General features: G+C 70.9%; 24 protein-coding genes. 5 read left to right on the top strand and 19 right to left on the bottom strand.

Going from position 1 to position 24,481, the window contains the following annotated elements; translation table 11 throughout:
* From atpA to prmC, 9 genes are all read right to left on the bottom strand, one after another.
* On the bottom strand, positions 1–1,644 hold the full coding sequence (atpA, locus tag Q0P88_RS06790; protein WP_295012417.1) for a F0F1 ATP synthase subunit alpha: 1,644 nt from the start codon (positions 1,642–1,644) through the stop codon (positions 1–3).
* Positions 1,645–1,695: 51 nt separating this feature from the next.
* On the bottom strand, positions 1,696–2,484 hold the full coding sequence (locus Q0P88_RS06785; protein WP_295012415.1) for a F0F1 ATP synthase subunit delta: 789 nt from the start codon (positions 2,482–2,484) through the stop codon (positions 1,696–1,698).
* A complete protein-coding gene (locus tag Q0P88_RS06780; RefSeq protein WP_295012414.1) occupies positions 2,484–3,035 on the bottom strand; it encodes a F0F1 ATP synthase subunit B in 552 nt (183 codons plus the stop codon). The genes Q0P88_RS06785 and Q0P88_RS06780 overlap by 1 nt, the downstream gene beginning before the upstream one ends.
* Before the next feature lie 27 nt (positions 3,036–3,062).
* Positions 3,063–3,299, bottom strand: coding sequence for an ATP synthase F0 subunit C (gene atpE / locus Q0P88_RS06775; RefSeq protein ID WP_233310701.1), 237 nt, complete (start codon positions 3,297–3,299; stop codon positions 3,063–3,065).
* Positions 3,300–3,348: 49 nt separating this feature from the next.
* Positions 3,349–4,134: a F0F1 ATP synthase subunit A gene (gene atpB / locus Q0P88_RS06770; protein ID WP_295012410.1), complete on the bottom strand. Its 786-nt coding sequence runs from the start codon at positions 4,132–4,134 to the stop codon at positions 3,349–3,351.
* Between the two features lie 120 nt (positions 4,135–4,254).
* Positions 4,255–4,776, bottom strand: a complete 522-nt coding sequence (locus Q0P88_RS06765; protein WP_295012408.1) for a hypothetical protein — start codon at positions 4,774–4,776, stop codon at positions 4,255–4,257.
* Positions 4,773–5,957, bottom strand: coding sequence for an MraY family glycosyltransferase (locus Q0P88_RS06760; protein WP_295012406.1), 1,185 nt, complete (start codon positions 5,955–5,957; stop codon positions 4,773–4,775). Before Q0P88_RS06760 ends, Q0P88_RS06765 begins: the two co-directional genes overlap by 4 nt.
* Entirely contained in the window at positions 5,954–6,628 is a 675-nt protein-coding gene (locus Q0P88_RS06755; RefSeq protein ID WP_295012404.1) for an L-threonylcarbamoyladenylate synthase, read from the bottom strand. The genes Q0P88_RS06760 and Q0P88_RS06755 overlap by 4 nt, the downstream gene beginning before the upstream one ends.
* A 49-nt stretch (positions 6,629–6,677) precedes the next feature.
* Positions 6,678–7,535, bottom strand: coding sequence for a peptide chain release factor N(5)-glutamine methyltransferase (gene prmC, locus Q0P88_RS06750; RefSeq protein WP_295012402.1), 858 nt, complete (start codon positions 7,533–7,535; stop codon positions 6,678–6,680).
* A 95-nt stretch (positions 7,536–7,630) separates the two neighbouring features.
* Here prmC and cysK point away from each other — a divergent pair, with 95 nt between their 5' ends.
* Both cysK and epsC read left to right on the top strand, forming a co-directional pair.
* On the top strand, positions 7,631–8,569 hold the full coding sequence (gene cysK / locus Q0P88_RS06745; protein WP_295012400.1) for a cysteine synthase A: 939 nt from the start codon (positions 7,631–7,633) through the stop codon (positions 8,567–8,569).
* 11 nt (positions 8,570–8,580) lie between these two features.
* Positions 8,581–9,159, top strand: a complete 579-nt coding sequence (epsC, locus tag Q0P88_RS06740; RefSeq protein ID WP_295012398.1) for a serine O-acetyltransferase EpsC — start codon at positions 8,581–8,583, stop codon at positions 9,157–9,159.
* A 105-nt stretch (positions 9,160–9,264) separates the two neighbouring features.
* Here epsC and Q0P88_RS06735 read toward each other — a convergent pair whose 3' ends face one another.
* Both Q0P88_RS06735 and Q0P88_RS06730 read right to left on the bottom strand, forming a co-directional pair.
* The gene (locus Q0P88_RS06735) at positions 9,265–10,242 is read right to left on the bottom strand and encodes a hypothetical protein (protein WP_295012396.1); all 978 of its coding nucleotides are present in this window, start codon (positions 10,240–10,242) and stop codon (positions 9,265–9,267) included.
* Positions 10,187–10,819: a hypothetical protein gene (locus Q0P88_RS06730; RefSeq protein WP_295012394.1), complete on the bottom strand. Its 633-nt coding sequence runs from the start codon at positions 10,817–10,819 to the stop codon at positions 10,187–10,189. Before Q0P88_RS06730 ends, Q0P88_RS06735 begins: the two co-directional genes overlap by 56 nt.
* Here Q0P88_RS06730 and Q0P88_RS06725 point away from each other — a divergent pair.
* Positions 10,802–11,866 carry a DNA polymerase IV gene (locus Q0P88_RS06725; protein WP_295012392.1) on the top strand — a complete coding sequence of 355 codons (1,065 nt, stop codon included), beginning with the start codon at positions 10,802–10,804 and terminating at the stop codon, positions 11,864–11,866. The genes Q0P88_RS06730 and Q0P88_RS06725 overlap by 18 nt on opposite strands.
* 157 nt (positions 11,867–12,023) lie before the next feature.
* Here Q0P88_RS06725 and Q0P88_RS06720 read toward each other — a convergent pair whose 3' ends face one another.
* Entirely contained in the window at positions 12,024–13,004 is a 981-nt protein-coding gene (locus Q0P88_RS06720) for an NAD(P)-dependent alcohol dehydrogenase (protein WP_295012390.1), read from the bottom strand.
* Positions 13,005–13,090: 86 nt separating this feature from the next.
* On the opposite strand from Q0P88_RS06720, the gene Q0P88_RS06715 reads away from it, so the two are divergent.
* Positions 13,091–13,738, top strand: a complete 648-nt coding sequence (locus Q0P88_RS06715; RefSeq protein ID WP_295012388.1) for a TetR/AcrR family transcriptional regulator — start codon at positions 13,091–13,093, stop codon at positions 13,736–13,738.
* Between the two features lie 24 nt (positions 13,739–13,762).
* On the opposite strand, the gene prfA is transcribed toward Q0P88_RS06715, so the two are convergent.
* The 5 genes from prfA to lysA all read right to left on the bottom strand — a co-directional run bounded on the left by prfA (position 13,763) and on the right by lysA (position 20,736).
* Positions 13,763–14,842, bottom strand: coding sequence for a peptide chain release factor 1 (prfA, locus tag Q0P88_RS06710; protein WP_295012386.1), 1,080 nt, complete (start codon positions 14,840–14,842; stop codon positions 13,763–13,765).
* 29 nt (positions 14,843–14,871) lie between these two features.
* On the bottom strand, positions 14,872–16,806 hold the full coding sequence (gene rho, locus Q0P88_RS06705) for a transcription termination factor Rho (RefSeq protein WP_295012384.1): 1,935 nt from the start codon (positions 16,804–16,806) through the stop codon (positions 14,872–14,874).
* Between the two features lie 195 nt (positions 16,807–17,001).
* The gene (thrB, locus tag Q0P88_RS06700) at positions 17,002–17,955 is read right to left on the bottom strand and encodes a homoserine kinase (protein ID WP_295012382.1); all 954 of its coding nucleotides are present in this window, start codon (positions 17,953–17,955) and stop codon (positions 17,002–17,004) included.
* Position 17,956: 1 nt separating this feature from the next.
* Entirely contained in the window at positions 17,957–19,276 is a 1,320-nt protein-coding gene (locus Q0P88_RS06695) for a homoserine dehydrogenase (protein WP_295012380.1), read from the bottom strand.
* Positions 19,273–20,736: a diaminopimelate decarboxylase gene (gene lysA, locus Q0P88_RS06690; protein ID WP_295012378.1), complete on the bottom strand. Its 1,464-nt coding sequence runs from the start codon at positions 20,734–20,736 to the stop codon at positions 19,273–19,275. The genes Q0P88_RS06695 and lysA overlap by 4 nt, the downstream gene beginning before the upstream one ends.
* A 168-nt stretch (positions 20,737–20,904) precedes the next feature.
* Here lysA and Q0P88_RS06685 point away from each other — a divergent pair, with 168 nt between their 5' ends.
* On the top strand, positions 20,905–22,041 hold the full coding sequence (locus Q0P88_RS06685) for a YihY/virulence factor BrkB family protein (protein WP_295012376.1): 1,137 nt from the start codon (positions 20,905–20,907) through the stop codon (positions 22,039–22,041).
* 6 nt (positions 22,042–22,047) lie between these two features.
* Here the strand turns inward: Q0P88_RS06685 and Q0P88_RS06680 are convergent, their stop codons facing one another.
* Together Q0P88_RS06680 and argS are read right to left on the bottom strand one after the other, a co-directional pair.
* The gene (locus Q0P88_RS06680) at positions 22,048–22,812 is read right to left on the bottom strand and encodes a DUF2993 domain-containing protein (protein WP_295012374.1); all 765 of its coding nucleotides are present in this window, start codon (positions 22,810–22,812) and stop codon (positions 22,048–22,050) included.
* 1 nt (position 22,813) lies between these two features.
* Positions 22,814–24,481 (bottom strand): arginine--tRNA ligase, encoded by a 1,668-nt coding sequence (argS, locus tag Q0P88_RS06675; protein ID WP_295012372.1) that lies wholly within the window; start codon positions 24,479–24,481, stop codon positions 22,814–22,816.

Below are 24,481 nucleotides of genomic sequence, written 5' to 3'. Positions count from 1 at the left end.
TTACGCGCGGTGGCCCTTGACGATCTTCTCCTGGTTCACGTCGTCGACGTCCGCGGCCGCGTGCTCCTCGTGACCGAGCGCGCTGATGCCGTGACCGGCGCCGCTCTGGAACTCGAGGATGAAGGCGTCGGTGGCCTTCTCAAGCTCCGCGACGGTGGCGTCGTCGAGGACGTTCGTCTCCCGGAGGGTGTCGAGCACGGTCGTGTTGCGACGCAGGTGGTCGAGCAGCTCGCGCTCGAACCGCAGCACGTCCTCGACCTCGATCTCGTCGAGCTTGCCGTTGGTTCCGGCCCAGATCGAGACGACCTGGTCCTCGACCGGGTACGGCGAGTACTGCGGCTGCTTGAGCAGCTCGGTCAGGCGCGCACCGCGAGCGAGCTGACGACGCGATGCCTGGTCGAGGTCGGACGCGAACATCGCGAACGCCTCGAGCGAGCGGTACTGCGCGAGCTCGAGCTTCAACGTGCCGGAGACCTTCTTGATCGACTTGACCTGGGCGTCGCCGCCGACGCGCGAGACCGAGATGCCCACGTCGACCGCGGGACGCTGGTTGGCGTTGAACAGGTCGGACTGCAGGAAGATCTGACCGTCGGTGATCGAGATCACGTTGGTCGGGATGTAGGCCGAGACGTCGTTCGCCTTGGTCTCGATGATCGGAAGACCCGTCATCGATCCCGCACCGAGCTCGTCGGACAGCTTCGCGCAACGCTCCAGCAGACGGGAGTGCAGGTAGAACACGTCGCCCGGGTAAGCCTCGCGGCCCGGCGGACGGCGCAGCAGCAGCGACACGGCACGGTAGGCCTCGGCCTGCTTCGACAGGTCGTCGAACACGATGAGGACGTGCTTGCCGCCGTACATCCAGTGCTGGCCGATGGCCGAACCGGTGTAGGGCGCCAGGTACTTGAAGCCGGCGGGGTCGGACGCCGGGGCGGCGACGATCGTGGTGTACTCCAGAGCGCCGGCCTCTTCCAGCGCGCCCTTGACGGAGGCGATGGTCGAGCCCTTCTGGCCGATCGCGACGTAGATGCAGCGGACCTGCTTGTTGACGTCGCCGGACTCCCAGTTGGCCTTCTGGTTGATGATCGTGTCGATCGCGATCGCCGTCTTGCCGGTCTGGCGGTCGCCGATGATGAGCTGGCGCTGGCCGCGGCCGACCGGGATCATGGCGTCGATGGCCTTGATACCGGTCTGCATCGGCTCGTGCACCGACTTGCGCTGCATGACGCCGGGCGCCTGCAGCTCGAGCTCGCGCACGCCGTCGAGCGGGGTGATCTCGCCGAGGCCGTCGATCGGGTTGCCGAGCGGGTCGACCACGCGGCCGAGGTAGCCGTCGCCGACCGGGACGGAGAGGACCTCGCCGGTGCGGGTCACCTCCTGGCCGGCCTCGATGCCGCCGAAGTCGCCGAGGATGACCACGCCGATCTCGCGCTCGTCGAGGTTCAGGGCGAGGCCCTTGGTGCCGTTCGCGAAGGTCACCAGCTCGTTCGCCATGACGCCGGGAAGTCCCTCGACGTGCGCGATGCCGTCCGCGGCGTCGATGACGGTGCCGACCTCGGTCGCCGAGCCGGACGTCGGCTCGTACGCGGCGACGAAGTCCTTCAGCGCGTCACGGATGACGTCGGGGCTGATCGAAAGTTCTGCCATTGTCTTCCCTTTGTATACAGGTGCGCGGTCGACCCGCGCGAAGTTCTTGATTCAGCCCGCGAGCTTCTGCCGGAGATCGGCGAGGCGGGAGGCGATGCTGCCATCGATGACGTCGTCTGCGACCTGCACGCGCAGGCCCCCGACGATGGCGGGGTCGGTGACCACGTTCAGTGCGATCGTACGTCCGTAACGGGCGCCGAGGACCGCCGCAAGGCGATCCCGCTGCTGAGCGCTCAGCGGCACGGCGGTGTGCACCGTCGCGACGAGTCGCTCGCGCTGCACGGAGACGATCCGCATCGCACGGTTGAGCAGCCGGCGCACCCGGCGCCCGCGCGGCTCCCGCACGAGCGAGGTGACGACCAGGGTCGTGGCCGGGCTGACGCTCGGCTCGACGAGCTTCTGCACGAGCGCCGACTTGCCCTCGGCGCCGCCGAGGCGGCCGCCGAGCGCGAGCTCGAGCTCTGCGTTGTCCGCCACCAGGCGCGAGACCGAGAACAGCTCGCCCTCGATGTCGGCCTCGGGTGCGGCGATCGCCGTCGCACGGATCGCCAGCTCCTCCACACCGTCGACGAGGTCGGCGGCGGAGGACCAGCGCTGGGCGACGACGCTCTTGAGCAGTTCCTGCACGGGCGCGGAGGCGCCGGCGAAGACGCGCGACACGAGTGCCGTCCGCGCCTCGACCGGGGCGGACGGATCGGCGAGCGCGCCGCTCAGCGCGGTGGAGTCACCGATCAGGCGCGTGGCGGCGAAGAGCTCACCGGCGACGTCGAGGGTGATCCCCTGCGCGGCGCCGAGATCGTTGCTCGTCGCCACGAGGGCCTGAGCGGTCGCGCTGCCCATTACTTCGCCGCCTCGGAGGCCTCGAGGTCCGCCAGGAAGCGGTCCACGACGGCCGTCGCGCGGGCGTCGTCCGAGAGCGACTCGCCGACCACGCCGCCGGCGAGGTCGAGGGCGAGACCGCCGACCTCGGAGCGCAGCGTGACGAGCGCGGTCTGGCGCTCGGCCTCGATCTGAGAGTGCGCGGCGGCGGTGATGCGCGCGGCCTCGGCCGATGCGCTCTCCTTCGCCTCGGCGACGATCTTCTTGCCGTCCTCACGGGCGGTCTCGCGGATCGTGCCGGCCTCCGTGCGCGCCTCGGCGAGCTGGCGGGTGTACTCCTCCAGCGCGGCCTCGGCCTGCTTCTGGGCCTCGTCCGCCTTGGCGATGTTGCCCTCGATGGCCGCGGAGCGCTCGTCGAGCATCTTCGTGAAGCGCGGGAGGGCGACCTTCCACACCACGATGAGGATCACGACGAACCACAGCGCCGACCAGACCAGGTCGTACCACGCGGGGAGGAGCGGGTTGTGCGCCTCCTCCTCGGCCGCGAGGTGCGTGACAAGAGCGTTCAGCATCCTGTCTCCTTCGGGATTCGGGGCGGATTACGGGAAGGGGATGAAGCCGACGGCGATGCCGACGAACGCGAGCGCCTCGGTGAAGGCGATACCGATCCACATGAGGACCTGCAGGCGACCGGCCAGCTCGGGCTGACGGGCGACACCCTCGATCGTCTTGCCGACGACGATGCCCACGCCGATGGCCGGGCCGATGGCGGCGAGGCCGTAGCCGATCGTCGCGAGGTTGCCGTTGACTGCTGCGAGAACCGTAGTAGCGTCCACGGATTTTTCCTTTCGTTGTGGGCGGCAGGTTCGCCGCCCGCAGGGGTTGTCAGTGCTCTTCTGCGACCGCGAGCTGGATGTAGACCGCGGTGAGGACGGTGAAGACGTAGGCCTGGAGGACGGCGACCAGGATCTCGAAGACCGTGAACGCGCCGCCGAAGGCGAGGGTTCCCACGCCGAGCGCGGCCCAGCCGCCGCCCGCCGTGAAGAAGAAGAACGCCGTGGCCGAGTAGCAGAGCACGAGGAGCATGTGCCCGACGACCATGTTCATCAGAAGTCGCAGCGTGAGGGTGACCGGGCGGACGATGAACGTCGAGATGAACTCGATCGGCGTCACGATGATGTAGACCGGCCACGGCACGCCCGAGGGGAACAGGGCGTTCTTGAAGAAGTTCTTGGGGCTCTTCTTGATGCCCGCGTAGATGAACGTCACGTAGCTGATCACCGCGAGCAGGAGCGGAACGCCGATGATGCTCGTTCCGGCGATGTTCAGGAGCGGGATGATGCCCGTGATGTTCATGAACAGCGTCATGAAGAAGATCGTGGTGAGGATCGGCAGGAAGCGGTCGCCGTCCTTGCGTCCGAGCAGGTCGTGCGCGATGCCGCCGCGGACGAAGCCGAGGCCCATCTCGACGACGCTCTGGAAGCGGCCGGGGACGACCTTCATCCGGCGGGTGCCGAGCACCAGGACGAGCACGACGGCGACGACCGAGATGAACTGCACCAGGTGGATCCGGTGGATCGGGACGCCGAAGACGTTGAAGACGATCTCGGGGAAGAACTCGTCCATCGACGGGCCGTGGAAACCGCTGTCGTTGGCCAGTCGAGGGATCATGGTCGCAGCAAGATTAAACAGCGCGGGCTCCAGCTTCGGGGCACCGGGGGCTACCGGGGCGTCGGTCGGTGTGCTTCTCAGCGCAGCGCTCGCGTGACGAGCGGGCTCGGATCCAGCCTATCAGACCGGTGAGTTGCCTGAATCCGCGTCAGGAGTCTGCCGGGAGGGTGCGACGTCCTCCGGGGCCACGGTCGGCAGCGACGTGTCGCTGACGTGCGGCAGCCGCATCCGAGTGAGCACGACGACGTCGATGGCGAGCGACATGAGCACTCCGGCCAGGAGCGACCAGAAGAACACCACCGGCTCGAGCCAGGGCTGACTGCGCAGCACGAGCATGAGCACCACGAACAGCGCGAGTTTGACGAACCAGCCCCCGAGCACGATCGCGAAGAAGAACTGCACGTAGAGCGCCTCGCCGAACCACCGGTTGGCGACGAGGATGCTGATCGCGGTGATGGCGAGGAAGAGCACGGCGATCAGCACGCCGACGAGACCGCTGACGACTCCCGCTCCTCCGCGGAAGACGCCGCCGAGGATCGCGGCGACGACCGCGAGCACGACGGCGGCGATCGCCGAGGCGATCAGGGTCGCGCGCAGGATCGGGGTGCTGGTCACGGGGCTCTTGCCGGCGGGGGTGCTCATCGGGAGGGCTCTTTCGGGACGGGACCCGCGGCGTCGTGCGGGGTCGGGAGGGCATCCGTGCGGGGACGCGAGGGGATCAGGGTGACGACCAGGCAGGCGGCGATGCCCACGACGCCGAACACGACGCCGGCGGCGTACTCGCCGTACCAGCCCTCGCGGGAGCCGATGTACATGAGCAGGACGGCGATCGAGATGACGGCGGTCCACGCGTAGAAGATGAGCACGGCGTCGCGACCGCGGTGGCCGAGGTCGAGCATGCGGTGGTGCAGGTGCAGGCGGTCCGGGGAGAACGGCGACTTGCCCGCCCGCATGCGACGCAGCACCGCGAGCCCGAAGTCGAGCAGCGGGAGCAGCACCACGACTACGGGCAGCAAGATCGGGATGAATGCGCCGAGCAGCTGGGAGCGGCCGATCTGCGCGTCCGTGAGCACGGCGGGATTGAGCTGGCCGGTGATCGCGACCGCGCTCGTAGCCATGAGCAGCCCCAGCACGAGTGCGCCGGAGTCCCCCATGAACAGCTTCGCCGGGCTCCAGTTCATCGGAAGGAATCCGAGGCAGGCGCCGATCAGCACGGCCGCGATGAACGAGGCGAGGTTGAAGAAGCTCGACTGTCCCGTGTCGCGGGCGATGATGTACGAGTAGACGAAGAACACGCCGTTCGCGATGAGGCAGACCCCGGCGACGAGGCCGTCGAGCCCGTCGATGAAGTTCACGGCGTTCATCACGACCACGATCGCGAACATCGTGATGACGATGCTCAGCCAGCTGGATCCGATCACCGGCTCCGCGAGCGGCAGGGACAGGATCTGCAGTCCGCCGACGATGGTGATGAGCCCCGCGGCGATGAACTGCGCGCCGAGCTTGATCATCCAGTCGAGATCCCACAGGTCGTCGACGACGCCGACCACGGCGATCAGCAGCACGGCGCCGAGCACCGCCCAGATCGTCTGCGGCTGCGCCCAGATGATCCCGAAGAAGGGGCTCGCGGCCGAGGCGGCGAACGCGGCCATGATGCCGACGAGCATCGCCACTCCCCCGAGCCGCGGCGTCGGCGTGGTGTGCACGTCGCGTTCGCGAATGCCCGGGTACAGCTTGAACCGTAGGCTCAGCTGCCACACCCCCCAGGAACAGACCAGCGTCACCGCGGCCGTGAGGATCACGGTGAACAGGTACTGCTTCATCGGCGCTCTTCGAGCAGATCCCCGAGCACGCGGCCGAGCTCCTCGCGGGAGATCGCTCCCTCACGGACCACACGCACCTTCGCGTCGTCCCCACCGGGGCGCACGAGCGAGGTCGCGTCGACGATCGTGGAGGCCACGCCCTTCGCCGCAGGACCGTTCTCGAGGTACACGGCGATGCGGTCGCCGAGCATCCGCTCCGCCTGGGACGCCTCGACCGCGGCGGGTTCGCCGGTCAGATTCGCGCTGGAGACCGCGAGCGGCCCGGTCTCCTCGAGCAGCGCCAGCGCGATCCGGTCGTCCGGCATGCGCACGGCCACCGTGCCGTGCGTCTCGCCGAGGTCCCAGACGAGGGAAGGCTGCGCGGGCAGGATCACGGTGAGGCCGCCGGGCCAGAACTCGTCGACGAGCCGCTGCACCGGCTCCGGTACGGTCTCCACGAGCGCGGAGAGCGTCGGAACGCCCGCGACCAGCACCGGCGGAGGCTGCTGCCGACCGCGCCCCTTGGCGTCGAGGAGTCGCTGCACGGCGGCGGGGCTGAATGCATCGGCGCCCACGCCGTAGACGGTATCGGTGGGGAGCACGACCAGTTCACCGCGGCCGATGGCCTGACGCGCGAGGCGCATCCCGGTGAGGATCTGATCCGCGTCGCGGCAATCGTAGACGGAGGACATGACCGCCCCAGTCTACGGCCACGCCGCCGAAGATCCGCCGAGGGCCGCGTCAGGGTCGGATCGCGGTCGTCGCGCGGTCGCGCCGGGTCAGATCCTGGTGCGTCGCGGTCGCGAGCCACCCGTCGTCCGCGAGCAGCGCACGGATCGCGGCTCCCTGGACCTCGGCGTGCTCGATCACCAGCGTGCCGCCGGGATGCAGCAGGGCGAGCGCCCTCCGGCTGATCGCCCGGACGACGTCGAGACCGTCCGCCCCGCCGTAGAGCGCGAGCGCGGGATCGAACTGGCGCACCTCGGGGTCGCGCGGGATCGCGTCGTCCGGAACATAGGGAGGGTTGGACACGACGACGTCGACCGTGCCGTCGAGCTCGTGCAGCTCCTCGGAGAGGTCGCCGCGGACGAGGACGAGGTTCGCCTGGGCCGCGGTGTTGCGCAGCGCCCAGGCGTGCGCCTGCTCGGAGAGCTCGACCGCGTGCACACGCGCGTGCGGCACCTCCGTGGCGAGGGCGAGGGCGATCGCCCCGGATCCGGTGCACAGATCGACGCCGATCGGCGTGGGCGTGGCCGCCGCGAGCAGCGCGTCGATCGCGAACTGCGCGACGATCTCGGTCTCGGGCCGGGGCACGAACACGCCGGGTCCGACGGCGAGTTCGAGGTGTCGGAAGGGCGCCGTCCCGGTCAGATGCTGCAGGGGCTCCCGTGCCGCCCGACGCGCGACGAGCCCGTCCAGCACGGCCGCGTCCGCGTCGTCCAGCAGATCCCCCCGGATCACCGCCGCCTGGACGCCCCCTCGTCCGAGCGTCAGGACGTGCGCGGCGAGGAGCTCCGCATCGAGCGTCGGATCCGGCACCCCCGACGCGGCGAGATCGGCGGTGGCACGGCGGAGGGCTTCGGAGAGCGGGACGGGCACGGATCCCAGCGTAATCGTGGCGTCACAATCACCGGGCGCACACCGGCTCGCCCTAGGCTGTGCTGCACCCCTGCCCCGCATTCGAAAGGTCAGACATGCCCGGAATCCACTCCGACGTCACCACCACGTTCGGCAACACGCCTCTGGTCAAGCTCAACCGGCTCACCGAGGGGCTGGGCGCGGACGTGCTCGTCAAGCTCGAGTCGTTCAACCCGGGCTCGAGCGTCAAGGACCGCATCGGCATCGCGATCGTCAACGCGGCGGAGGCCTCGGGAGAGCTGAAGCCCGGCGGCACGATCGTCGAGGCCACCAGCGGGAACACCGGCATCGCGCTGGCGATGGTCGGGGCCGCCCGCGGCTATCGCGTCATCCTCACGATGCCGGCGTCGATGTCCAAGGAGCGCCGCGTGCTGCTCAAGGCGTTCGGCGCGGAGCTCGTGCTCACCGACCCGACGCTCGGCATGAAGGGCGCGATCGAGAAGCTCCAGGAGATCATCGAGACCACGCCGGGCGCGGTCTGGGCACGTCAGTTCGAGAACGCGGCGAACCCGCAGATCCACCGCGAGACCACCGCGCAGGAGATCCTGCGCGACACGGACGGCGCGGTCGACGTGTTCGTGGCGGGCGTCGGCACCGGCGGCACAGTGACCGGGGTCGGCCAGGCCCTCAAGGCGGTCAAGCCCGAGGTGCAGGTCATCGCGGTCGAGCCCACCGACTCCCCCCTGCTCTCGCAGGGTCACGCGGGCCCGGCGAAGATCCAGGGCATCGGACCCAACTTCGTCCCCGCCATCCTGGACCGCGAGGTCATCGACGAGATCATCACCGCCGGGTTCGACGAGTCCCTCGCGACCGCCCGCGCCCTCGCCGCGCAGGAGGGGCTGCTCGTCGGCATCTCCAGCGGCGCGGCCGTGGCCCAGGCGCTCAAGGTGGCTGCCCGCCCCGAGAACGCCGGCAAGACGATCGTCGTCATCGCGCCCGACACGGGCGAGCGCTACGTGTCCACCGCTCTCTTCGAGGATCTGCGCGAGGACTGATGGGCTCCGGCATGTCCTGGATCGGGCGGATGCGCGAGGACGTCGCATCCGCCCGACTCCGCGACCCCGCCGCCCGCTGCGGGCTCGAGATCGCGCTGCTGTATCCCGGCCTGCACGCCATCTGGGCGCACCGGCTGGACCACGCCCTCTGGCGGCGCGGGTGGAGGTTCCCCGCCCGGCTCGGATCGCAGATCGCCCGCTGGCTCACCGGGATCGAGATCCACCCGGGGGCGGAGATCGGACGGCGGTTCTTCATCGACCACGGCTCCGGGGTCGTCATCGGGGAGACCGCCGAGATCGGCGACGACGTCATGCTGTACCACGGCGTCACCTTGGGCGGCCGCACACGCGACGCCGGCAAGCGTCACCCCACGCTCGAGGACGGGGTGGTCGTCGGCGCGGGCGCGAAGATCCTGGGTCCCGTCGTGATCGGCGCCCGGAGCGCGATCGGCGCCAATGCGGTCGTCACCAAGGACGCGGCACCCGACTCGGTGCTCACCGGGGTTCCCGCCCGGGCCAGGGCCCGCGGGGCGGGAGAGAGCACTTCGCGGATCCTCTCGGTCCCCGAGATGCCCGACTACTCGATCTGAGAGGCCGGCCCACCCGGTTCACCCCACTCGTCTATTTGCGCCAAACCTGGGCGTTCGGGCGCGGAAACCCACCGTTTGACGCAGACAGACGCAGGGGGCGGCGCGCTAGAGGCGGGCGGCGGCCGCGGCGAGACCGGCCCGCACTCGCCGCACGGCTTCCCGCGGAGCACGGTAGACATGCGCTGACGTCAGCCGCACCACCGCCCAACCGGCCTCCGCGTACGCCTGATACTTGTCGATGTCGCGCTGGAGCTGCGCGCGGGTGAGGTGGCCGTCGCTCTCGTACTCGATCGCGAGCTTGCTCTCGGGGTAGGCGAGCTCGCTGCACCCGAGGAACAGCCCCCGGGCGTCGTAGACGTCGTAGTCCAGCACCGGCTCGGGCATGCGGACGTCATGCAGGATCAGGCGGATCTGCGTCTCGGGCGGTGATGCCGCCCCCGTTCGGGCGAGCACGAGCGCGCGACGGAGAGCCGGAGCCCCGGGCCGCCCTTTCCGTTCCGCGAAGCCCGCCAGCTCCGCACGGGTGGCCAGTGCCGTTTCCCTGACGGGCGCGAACCTTCCGGGGTGGCGCGGGATGTGCAGGACGGCGTCGGCAGCGGCGACGAGCTCGTCATCGGTGAGGAGAGCGCCCATGCTGGCCCACGTGCTCGCCGGATCCGTGACGCGGATCCCCTCGGACACGACGGTGCGGACGAATCCGCCGGAGAACTGATGCCCGCGGATCCCCGGGCGAACCGGCGCGCTCCGTGGACGCCACACGCCGACATGCAGGGTGGCATCCAGCCGTCGAGGAAGGGGGATCCCCCAGTGCCGTGCCGCGGTCGGTCCGCAGAAGAACGCGTGCACGGGCATCACAGGCAGATAGTCGCACAGGGCCTGTTCTGCCTCGCGGGAGCGGGTCTGCCACCACGGCTCGGGGTCGTCGGCCGCATCGCCGCCGTCCGCGCCGAGGCTGCGCGCGCCGTGAAAACTGCGTCGCAGTGACGGGTCACGCAGCCGCCACTCCGTGAGTCCGCGCTGCCGTCCTTCACGAACCGTGAAGGAGGGCGGCAGTTCCGGCAGGCGAGAGGCGGGCGATCGCATCCCACGACTCTGGCGCAAACCAGGAGTAGGCCTCCCCGGTTCTCCACAGACCCCGTCTGTTTGTGTCGAACCGTTGGCGGAGGCGCTGTTCTCCCGCAGTTTGACGCAAACAGACGGAGTGGGACCGGCGCTGCGCGCGGAGCGGCAGCAGCATCGTGCAGAGGACCGTGATGATCCAGACGACGACCGGCCCGAGGATCCATGCCAGGGCGTCGGTGATCCGCAGGCCGCCGACCGGCAGCAGGACCACGATGAGCAGCGCCACGAACGTGGAGATGATGCCGATACCACCCAGCAGCGCCGGGGCGTAGCGGTTCGCCATCGAGGTGATCCACGGGGCGAGCAGGCTCTGCAGCACCGTGAAGATCAGCACGCACAGCACGAAGCCCCACCACTTGCTCCACTCGATCGTGAAGCCCGTCAGCAGCAGGTCGGCCACGATGAGGCCGACGGCCGAAGACAGCAGGAAGATCAGAGCGCGCGTGAAGAAGTGGCCCAGAGCCGGAGCTTGGCGCGAGACGGGTGCCGATCCGGCTGCGCCCCGCGTACTGTCGAGGACATGCGCTGGGTGCTCCACGTGGACCTCGACCAGTTCATCGCGGCCGTCGAGGTGCTGCGTCGTCCCGAACTCGCGGGGCTCCCGGTCATCGTGGGCGGTCGCGGCGATCCGGGCGAGCGCGCCGTGGTGTCGACCGCCTCCTATGAGGCGCGCGCGTTCGGCGTGGGCTCCGGCATGCCGCTGCGCATCGCGGCACGTAAGGCGCCCGATGCCGTGGTCCTGCCGGTCGACGCCCCGGCGTATCTCGCGGCATCGGCCGAGGTGATGGCGGAGCTGCGTGCTCAGCCCGGGGCCGTGGTGCAGGTCCTGGGCTGGGACGAGGCCTTCGTCGGGGTCGACACCGACGATCCCGAGGCGTACGCCCGCGGCCTGCAGCAGGCGATCCTGAGTCGCACACGGCTGCACTGCAGCGTCGGCATCGGCGACACCCTCGTCCGGGCCAAGATCGCGACGGGGTTCGGCAAGCCCCGCGGCGTCTTCCGGCTCACGGCCGCGAACTGGGACGCGGTGATGGGTGGGCGCCCTGTCATCGAGCTGTGGGGTGTCGGACCGAAGGTGTCGAAGCGGCTGCTCGCGCTCGGCATCCGGACGGTCGCAGAACTCGCCGCCGCGCCCGAGGACGAGCTCGTCACCGAGTTCGGCCCGAGGATGGGCCTCTGGTACCGCGAGCTCGGACGGGGCGGCGGATCCGCCGAGGTCGACGACGCCCCCTGGGTGCCGCGCGGGCACAGCCGCGAGACCACGTATCAGACCGATCTCGTCGACCCTGCGGAGATCGAGCGGGCCGCCCTGAACCTGCTCGACCAGGTGCTCGACGACGTGACGGAGGACGGCCGCGGTGTGATCGGGCTCGGCCTGAAGGTGCGCTACGCGCCGTTCACGACGAAGACCTTCACCCGGCGGATCCCGGAGACCGCCGATCGTGCCGTCATCGTCGAGAAGGCACGGGAGCTCATCGCCCGGATCGCCCCGGACCGCGCCGTGCGGCTGCTGGGCCTGCGCGCCGAGATGACCCTGCCCGACGATGTGCGCGACGGCCGCACGTCCGTCCGCGGCGCGGGGTGAGGTTCCCGCCCCCGACACGAGGGATCAGGTCTCGAGCGGATGCCAGGTCGGCGCCTGCCGGACGAGCAGGCTGTCGACCGCGAAGCCGCCGCGCCGCCGATCCTGCCGGGCTCGGCGTCCGCCGCGGAGATGCGCAGAACGTCGCCGAGTTCCACGATCAGACCGTGGGGTCGGCGACGTTCTGCGGGCGCAGCACGAGATTGCCGATCTTGCGGCCCGAGTCGACACGCGCGTGCGCCTCGGCGAGCCGGTCGAGCGGAAGCGCGCCGTCGATGACGACGTGCAGCGCACCCGAGCCGACCAGGCCGAGCAGGGTGTCGAAGTCCTCGGTGCGCTGCGGGGCCGTGCCCGTCTTGACCGGACCGCGGGCCGTGACGATCTCGCCGAGGCTCGCGGCTGCGAGCAGCAGCCTGCCGCCCGCGGAGAGCAGCGGTCGTCCCGTCGCCGGACTCAGCGCGCCGACCGTGTCGAAGACGACGTCGAAGCGCTCGCCGTGCTTCGCGAGCGAACCGACCGGAGTGACGCGGTAGTCGATCACCCGGTCGGCACCGAGCTCCGTGGCGAGGGTGGCGTTGCCGTCGCTCGTCACGGCGGTGACCGTCGCCCCGAGGTGCTTCGCGAGCTGCACCGCGTTCGTGCCGACCGCTCCGGAGGCGCCGACGACGAGCACCTGCTCGCCGCGTCGCACCCCTGCCTTGTCCCGCAAGAAGTGCAGGGCCGTCGTGCCGCCGAAGAGCACCCCGGCGGCATCCTCGAAGGAGACCTCGTCGGGGACGCGCACGACCCGCGACGCGGACACCGCGACGAGCTCGGCGTGCGCGCCCATGCGCGCCCCGGTCATCCCGCAGACACGATCGCCGACCGCGACGCCGACCGCGCCCGCGCCCGTCGCCTCGACGACACCCGAGAAGACCACGCCGAGGACCGCCGCCCGCGGGCCACGCAGCCCGAGCGCGAGCCGGCCGGGGAGGGCGAACCCGCGCGGAAAGCGCGCGCCCCGGATGCGCGCGTCCCCGGAGTTGACGGTCGCCGCCACGACCCGCACGAGCACCTCCCCCCGTCCCGCGACCGGGTCGGCCACCGTCGCGATCCGCACGACGGACGGAGGCCTGTACCGCTCGACCACACCTGCACGCATCCTGTCCCCTTACACCCGTAAGCCTTTGTTCGCCACGATAGCCTTACAGCAGTAAGGGCGCAACCGCCGCCCGGGACGGAGGCCGAGTGGCTCGGCAGAACCCCCTCAACCGGGAGCGCATCGTGACCGCGGCGATGCAGGTCGCCGACGACGGCGGCCTGGGCGCGGTGAGCATGCGCAACGTCGGCAAGGCGCTCGGTGCCGAGGCGATGTCGCTCTACCATCACGTCTCCGGCAAGGAGGAGCTGCTCGACCTGCTCGCCGACGCCGCGTTCGCGCAGATCCCGCTGCCCGAGATCGGCGCGCCGTGGCGCGCCGCGATGACCTCGCGCGCCCACGCGATGCGTGCCGTCCTCACGAAGCACTCCTGGGCGCTGACCCTGCTCGAATCGCGAGCGAACCCCGGCGAGGCCGTGATGCGGCACCACGACCGCGTGCTCGGGCTGCTCCGCGGCGACGGCTTCGACCTCACGCTCGCCGCCCACGCGTACTCCGCCCTGGACGCCTACATCTACGGGTTCGTGCTCACCGAGCTGAGTCTCCCGTTCACCCCCGATACCGGTCCGGAGGAGTTCGCCGCCGGGCTGGAGGTCACGGCCTCCGAGTACCCGTATCTCGCGGAGATGCTCGCGCAGATGGTCGTGGGTCACGACTACGACTACGGCGACGAGTTCGAGTACGGGCTCGACCTCGTGCTGGATCAACTGGAGCTGCGGCGAGCGACCCCGGCCTGAGCCGGCGACGCGTCCGGGGCGTGTTCAGGCGTCGGCGCCGAGTGCGGCGAGACGCGCCTCCTCGTCCGCGTGGATCGCGGATTCGATGATCGGCTCGAGCGCGCCGTCCATCACCTGATCGAGGTTGTAGGCCTTGAACCCGGTGCGGTGGTCGGCGATGCGGTTCTCCGGGAAGTTGTACGTGCGGATCCGCTCCGAGCGGTCCATGCCGCGGATCTGCGACCGGCGGGCGTCGGATGCCGCCGCGTCGAGCTCCTCCTGCTGCTTGGCGAGGAGCCGGGCGCGCAGCACCCGCATCGCGGCCTCGCGGTTCTGCAGCTGGGACTTCTCGTTCTGCATCGACACGACGATGCCGGTCGGCACGTGCGTGATGCGCACCGCCGAGTCCGTCGTGTTCACGGACTGACCGCCGGGGCCCGAGGAGCGGAACACGTCGATCTTCAGATCGTTCTGATCGATCTGGATCTCCTCCGGCTCGTCGACCTCGGGGAAGACGAGCACCCCCGTCGTGGAGGTGTGGATGCGCCCCTGCGACTCGGTCGCCGGGACGCGCTGCACCCGGTGCACGCCGCCCTCGTACTTGAGATGCGCCCAGACGCCCTGGGAGGGGTCGGCCGAGGCGCCCTTGATGGCCACCTGGACGTCCTTGTATCCGCCGAGATCGGACTCGGTTCGCTCCAGCAGCTCGGTCTTCCAGCCCTTCGACGCGGCGTACTGGATGTACATCCGGAGCAGATCCGCGGCGAAGAGGGCGGATTCGGCTCCGCCCTCCCCCGCTTTGATCTCCATGATCACATCGCGTGCGTCGTCGGGATCGCGCGGAATCAGCAGACGCCGCAGACGCTCCTGCGCCTGCTGGAAGCCCTCCTCGAGCGCCGGGATCTCCGCCGCGATGCTCTCGTCCTCGCGCGCGAACTCGCGTGCGGTCTCGAGGTCGTCGCCCGCGGCGATCCAGTCGTCATGTGCCTTGACGATGCGGCTGAGCTCTGCGTAGCGGCGGTTGACCCGCTTCGCGCGCGCCGCATCGGCGTGCACCTCGGGGTCGGAGAGCTCCCTCTCCACCCTCTGGTGCTCGTCGCGCAGCGCCTCGACCTGCTCGAACATGACGACCGGATCCCCTGCCCGCGGACGCGTCAGCGGATGCTGTTCTCGGACGCGTGGCTGTGACCGGTGCCGCTCTGCGGCTTTCCGAGCTGCGCGTTCTGCATCTGCAGCAGGAACTCGACGTTGGAGTCGGTCTCCTTGAGCTTTCCGAGCACCACCTCGAGCGCCTGCTGCGGGTCGAGCCCGGCGAGAGCGCGACGCAGCTTCCACGTGATCTTGACCTCGTCGGGGCTCAGCAGCATCTCCTCGCGGCGGGTGGACGACGCGTTCACGTCGACGGCCGGGAAGATCCGCTTGTCCGCGAGCGCGCGGCTCAGGCGCAGCTCACTGTTGCCGGTGCCCTTGAACTCCTCGAAGATGACCTCGTCCATCTTGGAACCGGTCTCGACGAGCGCCGTGGCGAGGATCGTCAGGGATCCGCCGTTCTCGATGTTGCGGGCGGCACCGAAGAAGCGCTTCGGCGGGTACAGCGCGGACGCGTCCACGCCGCCGGTGAGCACGCGACCCGACGCCGGGGCGGCGATGTTGTAGGCGCGTCCGAGGCGGGTGATCGAGTCGAGCAGCACGACGACGTCGCGGCCCAGCTCGACGAGGCGCTTGGCCCGCTCGATCGCGAGCTCGGCGACCGTGGTGTGGTCCTCCGCCGGTCGGTCGAAGGTCGAGGCGATGACCTCGCCCTTCACCGTGCGCTGCATGTCCGTGACCTCTTCGGGGCGCTCGTCGACGAGCACGACCATGAGGTGCACCTCGGGGTTGTTGATCGCGATCGCGTTCGCGATCTGCTGCAGCACGATCGTCTTGCCGGCCTTGGGCGGCGCGACGATGAGGCCGCGCTGGCCCTTGCCGATCGGCGCGACGAGGTCGATGATGCGCTGGGTGAGCTTCTCCGGTGCCGTCTCCAGACGCAGACGCTCCTGCGGGTAGAGCGGGGTGAGGTTCGAGAACTCGACGCGGTGCGCGGCGTCCTCGGCGCTCAGCCCGTTGATCGAGTCGACCTTGACCAGGGCGTTGTACTTCTGGCGCCCCTGCTGCTCGCCCTCGCGGGGCTGCTTGATCGCGCCGACCACGGCGTCGCCCTTGCGCAGGTTGTACTTCTTCACCTGGCCGAGCGAGACGTACACGTCGCTGGGGCCGGAGAGGTAGCCGGTCGTACGCACGAACGCGTAGTTGTCGAGCACGTCCAGGATGCCCGCGATCGGGATGAGGACGTCGTCCTCGCCGATCTCGGTCTCGAACTCGTCGACGTTCTGGTTGACGCCGCCGCGGCGCTTGTTGCGCTGACGGCTGCGGCCGGAGCCGGATCCATCCTCGTCGGCGTCGACGGAGCCGCCGCGCTGGTTCTGGTTCTGATTGTTCTGACCGTTCTGGTTGCCGCTCTGGCCGTCCTGGTCCTTGCCGTTGCGGTTGCGGCTGCGGCTGCGGGACCGGCTGCGACTGCGGCCGTTCGTCTCCTCGCTCTCGGCGGGCGCCTCGGCCTGCGGCTCGGCAGCGGCCTCGGCGGGCTGCGGCTCGGTGGCCGGGGTCGTCGACGCCGTCGGGCCGTCGGCGGCGGCCTCGGCCGGGGCCTCCTCGGTCTTCTTCGCACGGCTGCGGCGCGGGGCCTTCGCCTTCGGCGCGTCCTCGGCCGATGCATCCGCGGAGGCGTCCGCGGCGGGGGCGGCTCCGGCGTCGCCCGGGGCGGCGGCCTCGGCCGGGGCCTCCTCGGTCTTCTTCGCACGGCTGCGGCGCGGAGTCTTCACCTTCGGCGCGTCCTCGGCCGGGGCGTCCGCGGCGGACGTCGCGGCGGGGGTCGCGTCGACGGGCGCCGCCGGAGCGGACGCCTCGGCCTCCGCCGTCGTGGCGGCTGCCGTCGCTGTGGTCGCGCGGCGCGGGGCGCGCTTGCGCGGCGCCTTGGGGGCGTCCTCGACGGGCGCCGTCTCGGCGGGTGCCGAGGTGTCGTTCTGGGTCTCGGAGATGGTCTCCACGAGTACTCCTCTTTACGTCTGGGGGTGGGAAGCGGCGCACGGCGAGAGCCGGGCGCGGCCGCACGGATCATGTCGAGAACAGGCTGTCCCCTGCATGCCACCCGGGGAACGCGCCCGTGGGCAGCGGAATCGCCGGCACGCGGTGCGGTTTCGGGTGGAGTGCGGCTGACGCTGAGATCGCGTCTCGGGCCGGAATCACGATTGTGACGAAGAACCCTCCGCTCGTTCCCTCACTGTACCACCCCGCACGTCGACCGCGACCGATCGGTGCTCCCACGGAGTGTCCGTGATCTCGTCGGCCAGGCGGGCCGCCTCGAGCCGCGATCCCGGACCATCGCAGAGCACCAGCACGCTGGGGCCGGCGCCGGACACGACGGCCGCGTAGCCCTCGGCGCGCAGCGCCTGGACGAGCCGGCTGGTCTCCGGCATCGCGGGCGCGCGGTAGCCCTGGTGCAGTCGGTCGTCCGTCGCGTCGAGCAGCACGTCGGGGCTCTGCGTGAGGGCGGCGATGAGCAGGGCGGAGCGCGAGACGTTGAACACCGCGTCCTCGCTCGGCACCTGCGGGGGCTGCAGGCTGCGGGCGGCCTTGGTCGACATCGTGTAGCCGGGCACGAGCACGAGAGGAGAGACGCCGCGATGCACCAGCAGCTTCTTGTGCTGCGGCCCGCGCTCTCCCGTCCAAGCGATCGTGAGACCCCCGAACAGCGCGGGCGCGACGTTGTCCGGGTGGCCCTCCAGCTCGGTGGCGAGACGCAGCAGCGCCGCGTCGTCGAGTTCGACGACGCCCGCGAGCAGCCCCTGGGCGGCGAGCACGCCTGCCGCCACCGCGGCGCCCGAGGACCCGAGTCCCCGACCGTGCGGCACGCCGTTGACGGCGACGAGGCGGATCCCGGGCAGCGGGATCCCGGCATCCGCGAAGACGTGCGCGATCGAGCGGACGACGAGGTTCGTCGCGTCCCGGGCGATCTCGTCCGCACCGGATCCGGAGACCTCGATCTCCAAGACGCCCGGCTCGCGCGCGGTGACCTCGAGCTCGTCGTACATGCTCAGGGCGAGGCCCAGCGTGTCGAACCCCGGGCCGAGGTTCGCACTCGTCGCCGGCACGCGCACCTCGACCGTGCGCCCGATCACAGGCGTCGTCGCACCCATCTCACTCCCCCTCGACGCGCAGCACCGACACCACGCGGGCGACGGCGTCGTCGTCGGCCAGACGCGCGACCGTGTCGCTGAGCGCCTGCTCGGTCGCGCGATGGGTGCCGATCACGATCCGGGCGGTCGTGCTGTCCTCGCCGGCCTCGACGGTCTGCAGCGCCGTGGCGATCGAGACGCCGTGGTCGCTGAGGATCCCCGCGACGGTCGCCAGGACCCCTGGCACGTCCGCGACCTCGATCGTGATCTGATAGCGGGTCGTGATGTGTCCGAACGGGGCGAGCGGAAGGCTCTGCCGTGCGGACTCGCCGACCCCCACGCCGCCCGCGATGTGCCGGCGCGCCGCGGAGACGACGTCCCCGAGCACCGCGGACGCCGTCTGCACACCGCCGGCGCCGGCGCCGTAGAACATGAGGGGCCCTGCTGCCTCCGCCTCGACGAACACGGCGTTGTTGCCGCCGTGCACGCTCGCGAGCGGATGCTCCCGGTCGATGAGCGCGGGATACACCCGCACCGACACCGCGTCGCCGTCGTCCTCGGAAAGCCGTTCGCACACCGCGAGGAGCTTGATGACGAAGCCGGCACGGCGCGCGTCGGCGATCATGTCTGCCGTGACGCCGGAGATCCCCTCCCTGTGCACGTCGTCGATCGAGACCTGCGTGTGGAACGCCAGGCTCGCGAGGATCGCGGCCTTCTGCGCAGCGTCGTACCCTTCGAGGTCGAGGGTGGGATCCGCCTCCAGGTAGCCGAGGTCCGTCGCGATGCGCTGCGCCTCCTCGGCGGCGAGGCCCTGACGGTCCATCGCGTCCAGGATGAAGTTCGTGCTGCCGTTGACGATGCCGAAGATGCGCGCGATCCGGTCGCCCGCGAGCGAGTCCCGCAACGGGCGGATGATCGGGATCGCGGCGGCGACCGCGGCCTCGTAGGACACCGAGGCCCCGACCTGATCCGCGGCCTCGAAGATCTCCGCGCCGCGCGTGGCGAGCAGCGCCTTGTTGCCCGTCACGACGTCGGCGCCGCTGCGCAGCGCCAAGAGCACGTACTCCCTGGCCGGTTCCAGACCGCCCATGAGCTCGATCACGATGTCCGCACCGAGGATCAGCGCCTCGGCGTCCGTCGTCAGCAGCTCCCGCGGCAGCGGGCTGTCCCTCGGAGCGTCCGGGTCGCGGACCAGGATCCCCGCGAGCTCGAGCCGGGCGCCACTGCGCTCGGCGAAGTCGTCGCCGTGCTCGATGAGCAGGCGCGCGACCTGGGAGCCCACGGATCCTGCGCCGAGCAGGGCGACGCGCAGGGTGCGCGGAGTGCCGGGAACGTCGGTCATGCTTCTCCTTCTCCGGTGCGCGCACCGGTGCCGTCCTCCCCGGCCGACGCGGCGAAGCCGACGTCGCGGGAGAGGAGGTCGTCCAGGGTCTCGCCCCGGACGATCACGCGCGCACGGCCGTCGCGCACGGCGACGACCGCGCGGCGCGGAACGTGGTTGTAGTTGCTGGAGAGCGCGTGGCAGTACGCGCCGGTCGCCGGCACCGCGAGCAGATCGCCCGGGGTGACGTCGGAGGGGAGGTACTCGTGGTCGACGACGACGTCCCCCGATTCGCAGTGCGATCCCACCACGCGCACGAGCACGGGGTCCCCCGTGCCCTCGCGCGAGGCGATCCGCGCGGAGTACTGCGCTCCGTACAGCGCGGGGCGCGCGTTGTCGCTCATCCCGCCGTCGACGCTCACGTAGAGGCGCTCTCCGCGGTCCCCCAGCGAGACCGGTTTGGTCGTGCCCACCTCGTAGAGAGTGACACCCGCCTGGCCGATCACGGCCCGGCCGGGTTCGAAGGCGAGGATCGGGATCGGAATGCCGCGGACCTCGCATTCCTGCGCGACGGCGTCGACGATCGACGTCGCGAGCTCCTCGATCGGGGTCGGGTCGTCGGCGGAGGTGTAGGCGATGCCGAAGCCGCCGCCGAGGTTCAGCAGAGGCAGGGGGCCTCGTGCGCTGAGCTCCGCATGCAGCTCGACGACGCGGGAGGCCGATTCGGCGAATCCGGAGGCTCCGAAGATCTGCGAGCCGATGTGGCAGTGCAGCCCGAGCAGGTCGAGGCTCGGGATCTCGCGGATCCGATCCACGAGCGCCGGCGCGAGTTCGAGCGGAGTGCCGAACTTCTGATCCTCGTGCGCGGTCGCGAGGAAGTCGTGCGTCTCGGCGTGCACGCCGCTGTTCACCCGCAGCAGCACGGGCTGAGCGAAACCGCCGTGCGCGGCGCCTCGACGCTCGGCGATCGCACCGAGGCGCTCGATCTCGATCGCGGAGTCGAGCACGATCGAGCCGACACCCACCTCGACCGCGCGTTCGAGCTCCGACACGCTCTTGTTGTTCCCGTGGAACCCGATCCGTCCCGGTTCCACCCCGGCGGCGAGGGCGACCTCCAGCTCCCCCCGACTGCACACGTCGATGCGCAGCCCTTCCTCCGTCACCCAGCGGGCGACCTCCGTCGACAGGAACGCCTTACCGGCGTAGTAGACCCTGGCCTCGGTGCCGTGGGCGGCGGCGGCCGCGTCGAAGGCCGCCCTGATGCGCGCCGCGTGCGTACGGACCTCCGCCTCGTCCAACACGTAGAGGGGCGTGCCGAAGCGGGCGCGGAGCTCTGCCACCCCGACGCCGCCGATCCTCAGTCCGCCGTCGTCGTCCCGCTCGGCCGAGGCCGGCCACACTCCAGGCGCGAGGGCGTTGGGATCGGCCGGTTCCTCCAGCCATTCCGGGGCGAGCGCGTCGTCGGGCGATGCGGAGAGCACGGAGCACCAATCGTCGGAAAGTACGGGGATTCCACCTGAGCCCGGAGCGGGCCGAGTTCTGAGAATTCTAGGGCACCGCACACCCCCTCCCCGACCGCGGCGCATACCGCACCGACCGCGGACGCGCCACCCCAGGACCCCGGCGCGAGCCCTCGATAGCCTCGACGTATGAGCACCGACGAGGCGAACGCACCCGATGCCGCGCACGCGCGGACCGGGAAGGCGCACACGACGACCCGGATCGCGGCGATCACCGCACGGGTCCTGCGCTGGCGGCTCGTGCGGGCCTGGCTGCTCTACTCGGAGAAGCACGGCCCTGCGCTCGCGGACGGCGTCACGTATCGGGCGCTGTTCAGCGTATTCGCCGCCGTCCTGCTGGGCTTCTCCGCGGCGGCGCTGTGGCTGGCCGGCAACCCGGACGCGCTCTCTGCGCTCGTCTCGGCCGTGAACGCCGCCATCCCCGGTCTCGTCGGACCGGGAGGGCTCGTGGACCCCTCCGCGATCCAGGCGCCGGCCGGATTGTCGATCGCGGGGGTCATCGGCGTCGTCGGTCTCGTGGGCGCGGCCCTCGGCGCGATCGGTTCGCTGCGGATCGCTCTGCGCACGCTGGCCGACGAGGTCGCCGACGACGTGCTCTGGTACTGGGTGCTGCTGCGCAACCTCGCGCTCGCGCTCGGGATCGCGATCGCCTTCGTCCTCACCGCGGCGGCGACGGTGTTCAGCGGCGTGGGCGCGACGTGGTTCGCGACCCTGCTCGGCGGCGAGCACTCGGCCGCGTCCGTCTGGATCGAGCGGATCCTCGCTGCGCTCCTCGTCTACGCCCTCGACCTCGTGGTGGTCGCCGGCCTGTTCGCGGTGCTCTCGGGCGTGCGTGCCCCTCGACGCCTGCTCTGGCAGGGCGCTGCTCTCGGCGCGGTCGGGCTCCTCGTGCTGCAGCAGCTGTCGAGCCTGTTCGTCGGCGGGGCGAAGTCCAACCCCCTGCTCGCCTCGTTCGCCGCCCTCATCGCGATGCTGCTCTGGCTCAATCTGTCCGCTCAGGTGCTGCTGCTCTCCGGGGCGTGGATCATCACGGCCGTGGAGGACGAGAGGGATTCGCCCCTGGGCACCCCGCAGTCCCTCGCCGAGCTCCGCCTGGACAGAGCGGAGCTCCTGCTCCAGGCGGCCGAGGCCGAGCGCGACGCTGCCCGCGCCCAGCTGGAGAAGGAGGATCCCGAGGGACTCGCGCGGCGTGACGAGCTGCTCGCGCCTCCGGCGGCCCCGGAGCGGCCCGTCCCGTGGTACCGGCGGTTGTTCGGTCGCCGCTGATCGCGCTCAGGAGCAGGATCCGGGCTCGCGCAGCCGGGCGTCCTCGGTGATCGCGCTGTCGGCGGAGAAGTCCGCGGCCAGCACCTCGCCCTCCACCGTCAGCCTCTGCAGATGCACGCCGGCGGGGAGGCGGTCCGCGATGCACACCCTCTGCGGCGAGAACAGCGGCCTGAGCGCCGCCGCGAACGGCGAGGAGTCGTCCGACGGATCCAGCGTCACGGTGCCGATCGAGACGGATCGCGGAGTCAGGACCAGTCGGCCGTCCTCGGCGCCCGGGGCGAGGGTCACGGCGAGAGGCACCGCGTTGCCGAGGACCGTGGCGGATCCCTCGGCCTTCACGGTTCCCTCGCCGAGGGAGACCTTCTCGACAGGCAGCGACGTAATCTTCAACAGGCCTTGGAGCTGCGCCGCGTCGATCCGCACCGTCCCCGAGGCCTCGCCGAGTCGTCCGCCGCGGATCGGCACTCCTGTCGCGTCGACCGAGACAGCCCCGACGACGGGTCCGATCTCGACCTTCCGGGAGGAGAGGTGCAGCGCGTCGAGTCGGCCCGCGACGAGCTGCGGGAGCACGATCCCGTCGACGGCGACGTCGAGCTGCTGATCGGAGGGCAGCTTCAGCGCCGAGATCACCTGCGCGCGCACCTGCTGGGCGACGACGGCACGGGCGACGAGCTCGCCGGCCACGACGAGGGCCGCGAGGACCACGAGGACGATGCCGAGCACCCAGGGCCAGCGGGTCCGGCGTCGGCGCGAGAGCTCCGCGGCACTCATGTCACATCCGCTCCGGCGCCGACACGCCGAGCAGATCGAGCCCGTTGCGCAGCACCTGACCGGTGGCGTCGTTGAGCCAGAGGCGTGTGCGGTGCACGTCCTCGATCGGGTCGTCGGAGAGCGGGATCACTCGGCAGTTGTCGTACCAGCGGTGGTACAGCCCCGCGAGCTCCTCGAGGTAGCGCGCGACCCGGTGCGGCTCTCGCACCTCGGCGGCGAACGCCACGATGCGCGGGAACTCCTGGAGCGCGCCGAGCAGCGCGGACTCGGTCTCGTGCGTGAGCAGTTCCGGCGCGAACACGGAGCGATCCACCCCGGCATCGCCGGCGTTGCGGGCCACGTTGAAGGTGCGCGCGTGCGCGTACTGCACGTAGAACACCGGGTTGTCGTTGGTGCGCCTGCGCAGCAGGTCAGGATCCAGGTCGAGCGGCGAGTCCGCCGGGGAGCGCTCGAGCGAGTACCGCAGCGCGTCGGTTCCGAGCCAGTCCAGCAGGTCGTCCATCTCGATGATGTTCCCGGCGCGCTTGCTGAGACGTGCCCCGTTGATCGACACCATCTGCCCGATGAGCACCTCGATGTTGCGCTCCGGGTCCTCGCCCGCGGCTCCCGCGACCGCCTTCAGCCGGTTGACGTAGCCGTGGTGGTCGGCGCCGAGCAGGTAGATCTTGTCCTCGAAGCCCCGGTCCCCCTTGTTCAGGTAGTAGGCGGCGTCGGCCGCGAAGTACGTGTACTCGCCGTTCGAGCGGCGGATCACGCGATCCTTGTCGTCCGTGAAGTCCGTCGTGCGCACCCAGACCGCGCCGTCCTCGTCGAACACATGGCCCTGCAGGCGGAGCCGGTCGACGGCCTGGTCCACGAGGCTCGGCGTCCCGTCGGGGCCGGCCTCGTGCAGCGTGCGCTCGGAGAACCACACGTCGAAGGGCACGTTGAAGCGGGCGAGGGACGCCTGGATCTCGGCCAGCTGGAAGCGGTAGGCGAGGTCGCGCGCGGTGACGAGCTGCTCCGCGGGGTCGAGGTCGAGCAGGTCGGGACGTTCGGCGAGCACGCGGTGCGCGAGGTCGGCGATGTACTCGCCCGGGTACCCGCCCTCCGGGGTCGGCTCCCCCTTCGCCGCGGCGAGGACCGACTGCGCGAAGCGCTCCATCTGCGCGCCCGCGTCGTTGATGTAGTACTCGCGGGCGGCCCGTGCGCCGCTCGCGAGGAGCAGGCGCACGATCGCGTCGCCGAGCGCGGCCCAGCGGGTGTGCGCGATGTGCAGGGGGCCGGTCGGGTTCGCCGAGACGAACTCGACGTTGATCGAGCGGCCCGCCTGGGAGTCGTTGCGGCCGTACGCCTCGCCCGCCTCGACGATCGTCTTCGCGAGCGCCCCCGCGGCGCCGGCCTCGAGCCGCACGTTGAGGAAGCCAGGACCCGCCACCTCGGCGGCGGCGATGCCGTCCACCCCCGCGAGCCCGTCGGCGATCTGCTGCGCGAGGTCGCGCGGGTTCGCTCCGAGGGGCTTGGCGAGACGCATCGCGACGTTGGTGGCCCAGTCCCCGTGCTCGCGGTTGCGCGGGCGCTCGAGGACGATGTCGGCCGCGGCGAGCGCGAGGGGCTCCCCGGGGCGACGTTCCTCCGCGATCGGGACGAGGACGGACAGGATCGCGGCGGCGAGGGTATCGGGAGTCAT

The organism is uncultured Microbacterium sp., from assembly GCF_945952435.1.
Taxonomy (GTDB): domain Bacteria; phylum Actinomycetota; class Actinomycetes; order Actinomycetales; family Microbacteriaceae; genus Microbacterium.
Note: the sequence above shows the minus strand (reverse complement) of the source record. Positions and strands in the feature narration are given on the sequence as shown.

Bases quoted from the DNA above. Each gene is read 5' to 3' on its own strand.
- atpA (WP_295012417.1), bottom strand. From the start codon at position 1,644: ATGGCAGAACTTTCGATCAGCCCCGACGTCATCCGTGACGCGCTGAAG.
- Q0P88_RS06785 (WP_295012415.1), bottom strand. From the start codon at position 2,484: ATGGGCAGCGCGACCGCTCAGGCCCTCGTGGCGACGAGCAACGATCTC.
- Q0P88_RS06780 (WP_295012414.1), bottom strand. From the start codon at position 3,035: ATGCTGAACGCTCTTGTCACGCACCTCGCGGCCGAGGAGGAGGCGCAC.
- atpB (WP_295012410.1), bottom strand. From the start codon at position 4,134: ATGATCCCTCGACTGGCCAACGACAGCGGTTTCCACGGCCCGTCGATG.
- Q0P88_RS06765 (WP_295012408.1), bottom strand. From the start codon at position 4,776: ATGAGCACCCCCGCCGGCAAGAGCCCCGTGACCAGCACCCCGATCCTG.
- Q0P88_RS06760 (WP_295012406.1), bottom strand. From the start codon at position 5,957: ATGAAGCAGTACCTGTTCACCGTGATCCTCACGGCCGCGGTGACGCTG.
- Q0P88_RS06755 (WP_295012404.1), bottom strand. From the start codon at position 6,628: ATGTCCTCCGTCTACGATTGCCGCGACGCGGATCAGATCCTCACCGGG.
- cysK (WP_295012400.1), top strand. From the start codon at position 7,631: ATGCCCGGAATCCACTCCGACGTCACCACCACGTTCGGCAACACGCCT.
- epsC (WP_295012398.1), top strand. From the start codon at position 8,581: ATGTCCTGGATCGGGCGGATGCGCGAGGACGTCGCATCCGCCCGACTC.
- Q0P88_RS06735 (WP_295012396.1), bottom strand. From the start codon at position 10,242: ATGCGATCGCCCGCCTCTCGCCTGCCGGAACTGCCGCCCTCCTTCACG.
- Q0P88_RS06725 (WP_295012392.1), top strand. From the start codon at position 10,802: ATGCGCTGGGTGCTCCACGTGGACCTCGACCAGTTCATCGCGGCCGTC.
- Q0P88_RS06720 (WP_295012390.1), bottom strand. From the start codon at position 13,004: ATGCGTGCAGGTGTGGTCGAGCGGTACAGGCCTCCGTCCGTCGTGCGG.
- prfA (WP_295012386.1), bottom strand. From the start codon at position 14,842: ATGTTCGAGCAGGTCGAGGCGCTGCGCGACGAGCACCAGAGGGTGGAG.
- thrB (WP_295012382.1), bottom strand. From the start codon at position 17,955: ATGGGTGCGACGACGCCTGTGATCGGGCGCACGGTCGAGGTGCGCGTG.
- Q0P88_RS06695 (WP_295012380.1), bottom strand. From the start codon at position 19,276: ATGACCGACGTTCCCGGCACTCCGCGCACCCTGCGCGTCGCCCTGCTC.
- Q0P88_RS06685 (WP_295012376.1), top strand. From the start codon at position 20,905: ATGAGCACCGACGAGGCGAACGCACCCGATGCCGCGCACGCGCGGACC.
- Q0P88_RS06680 (WP_295012374.1), bottom strand. From the start codon at position 22,812: ATGAGTGCCGCGGAGCTCTCGCGCCGACGCCGGACCCGCTGGCCCTGG.
- argS (WP_295012372.1), bottom strand. From the start codon at position 24,481: ATGACTCCCGATACCCTCGCCGCCGCGATCCTGTCCGTCCTCGTCCCG.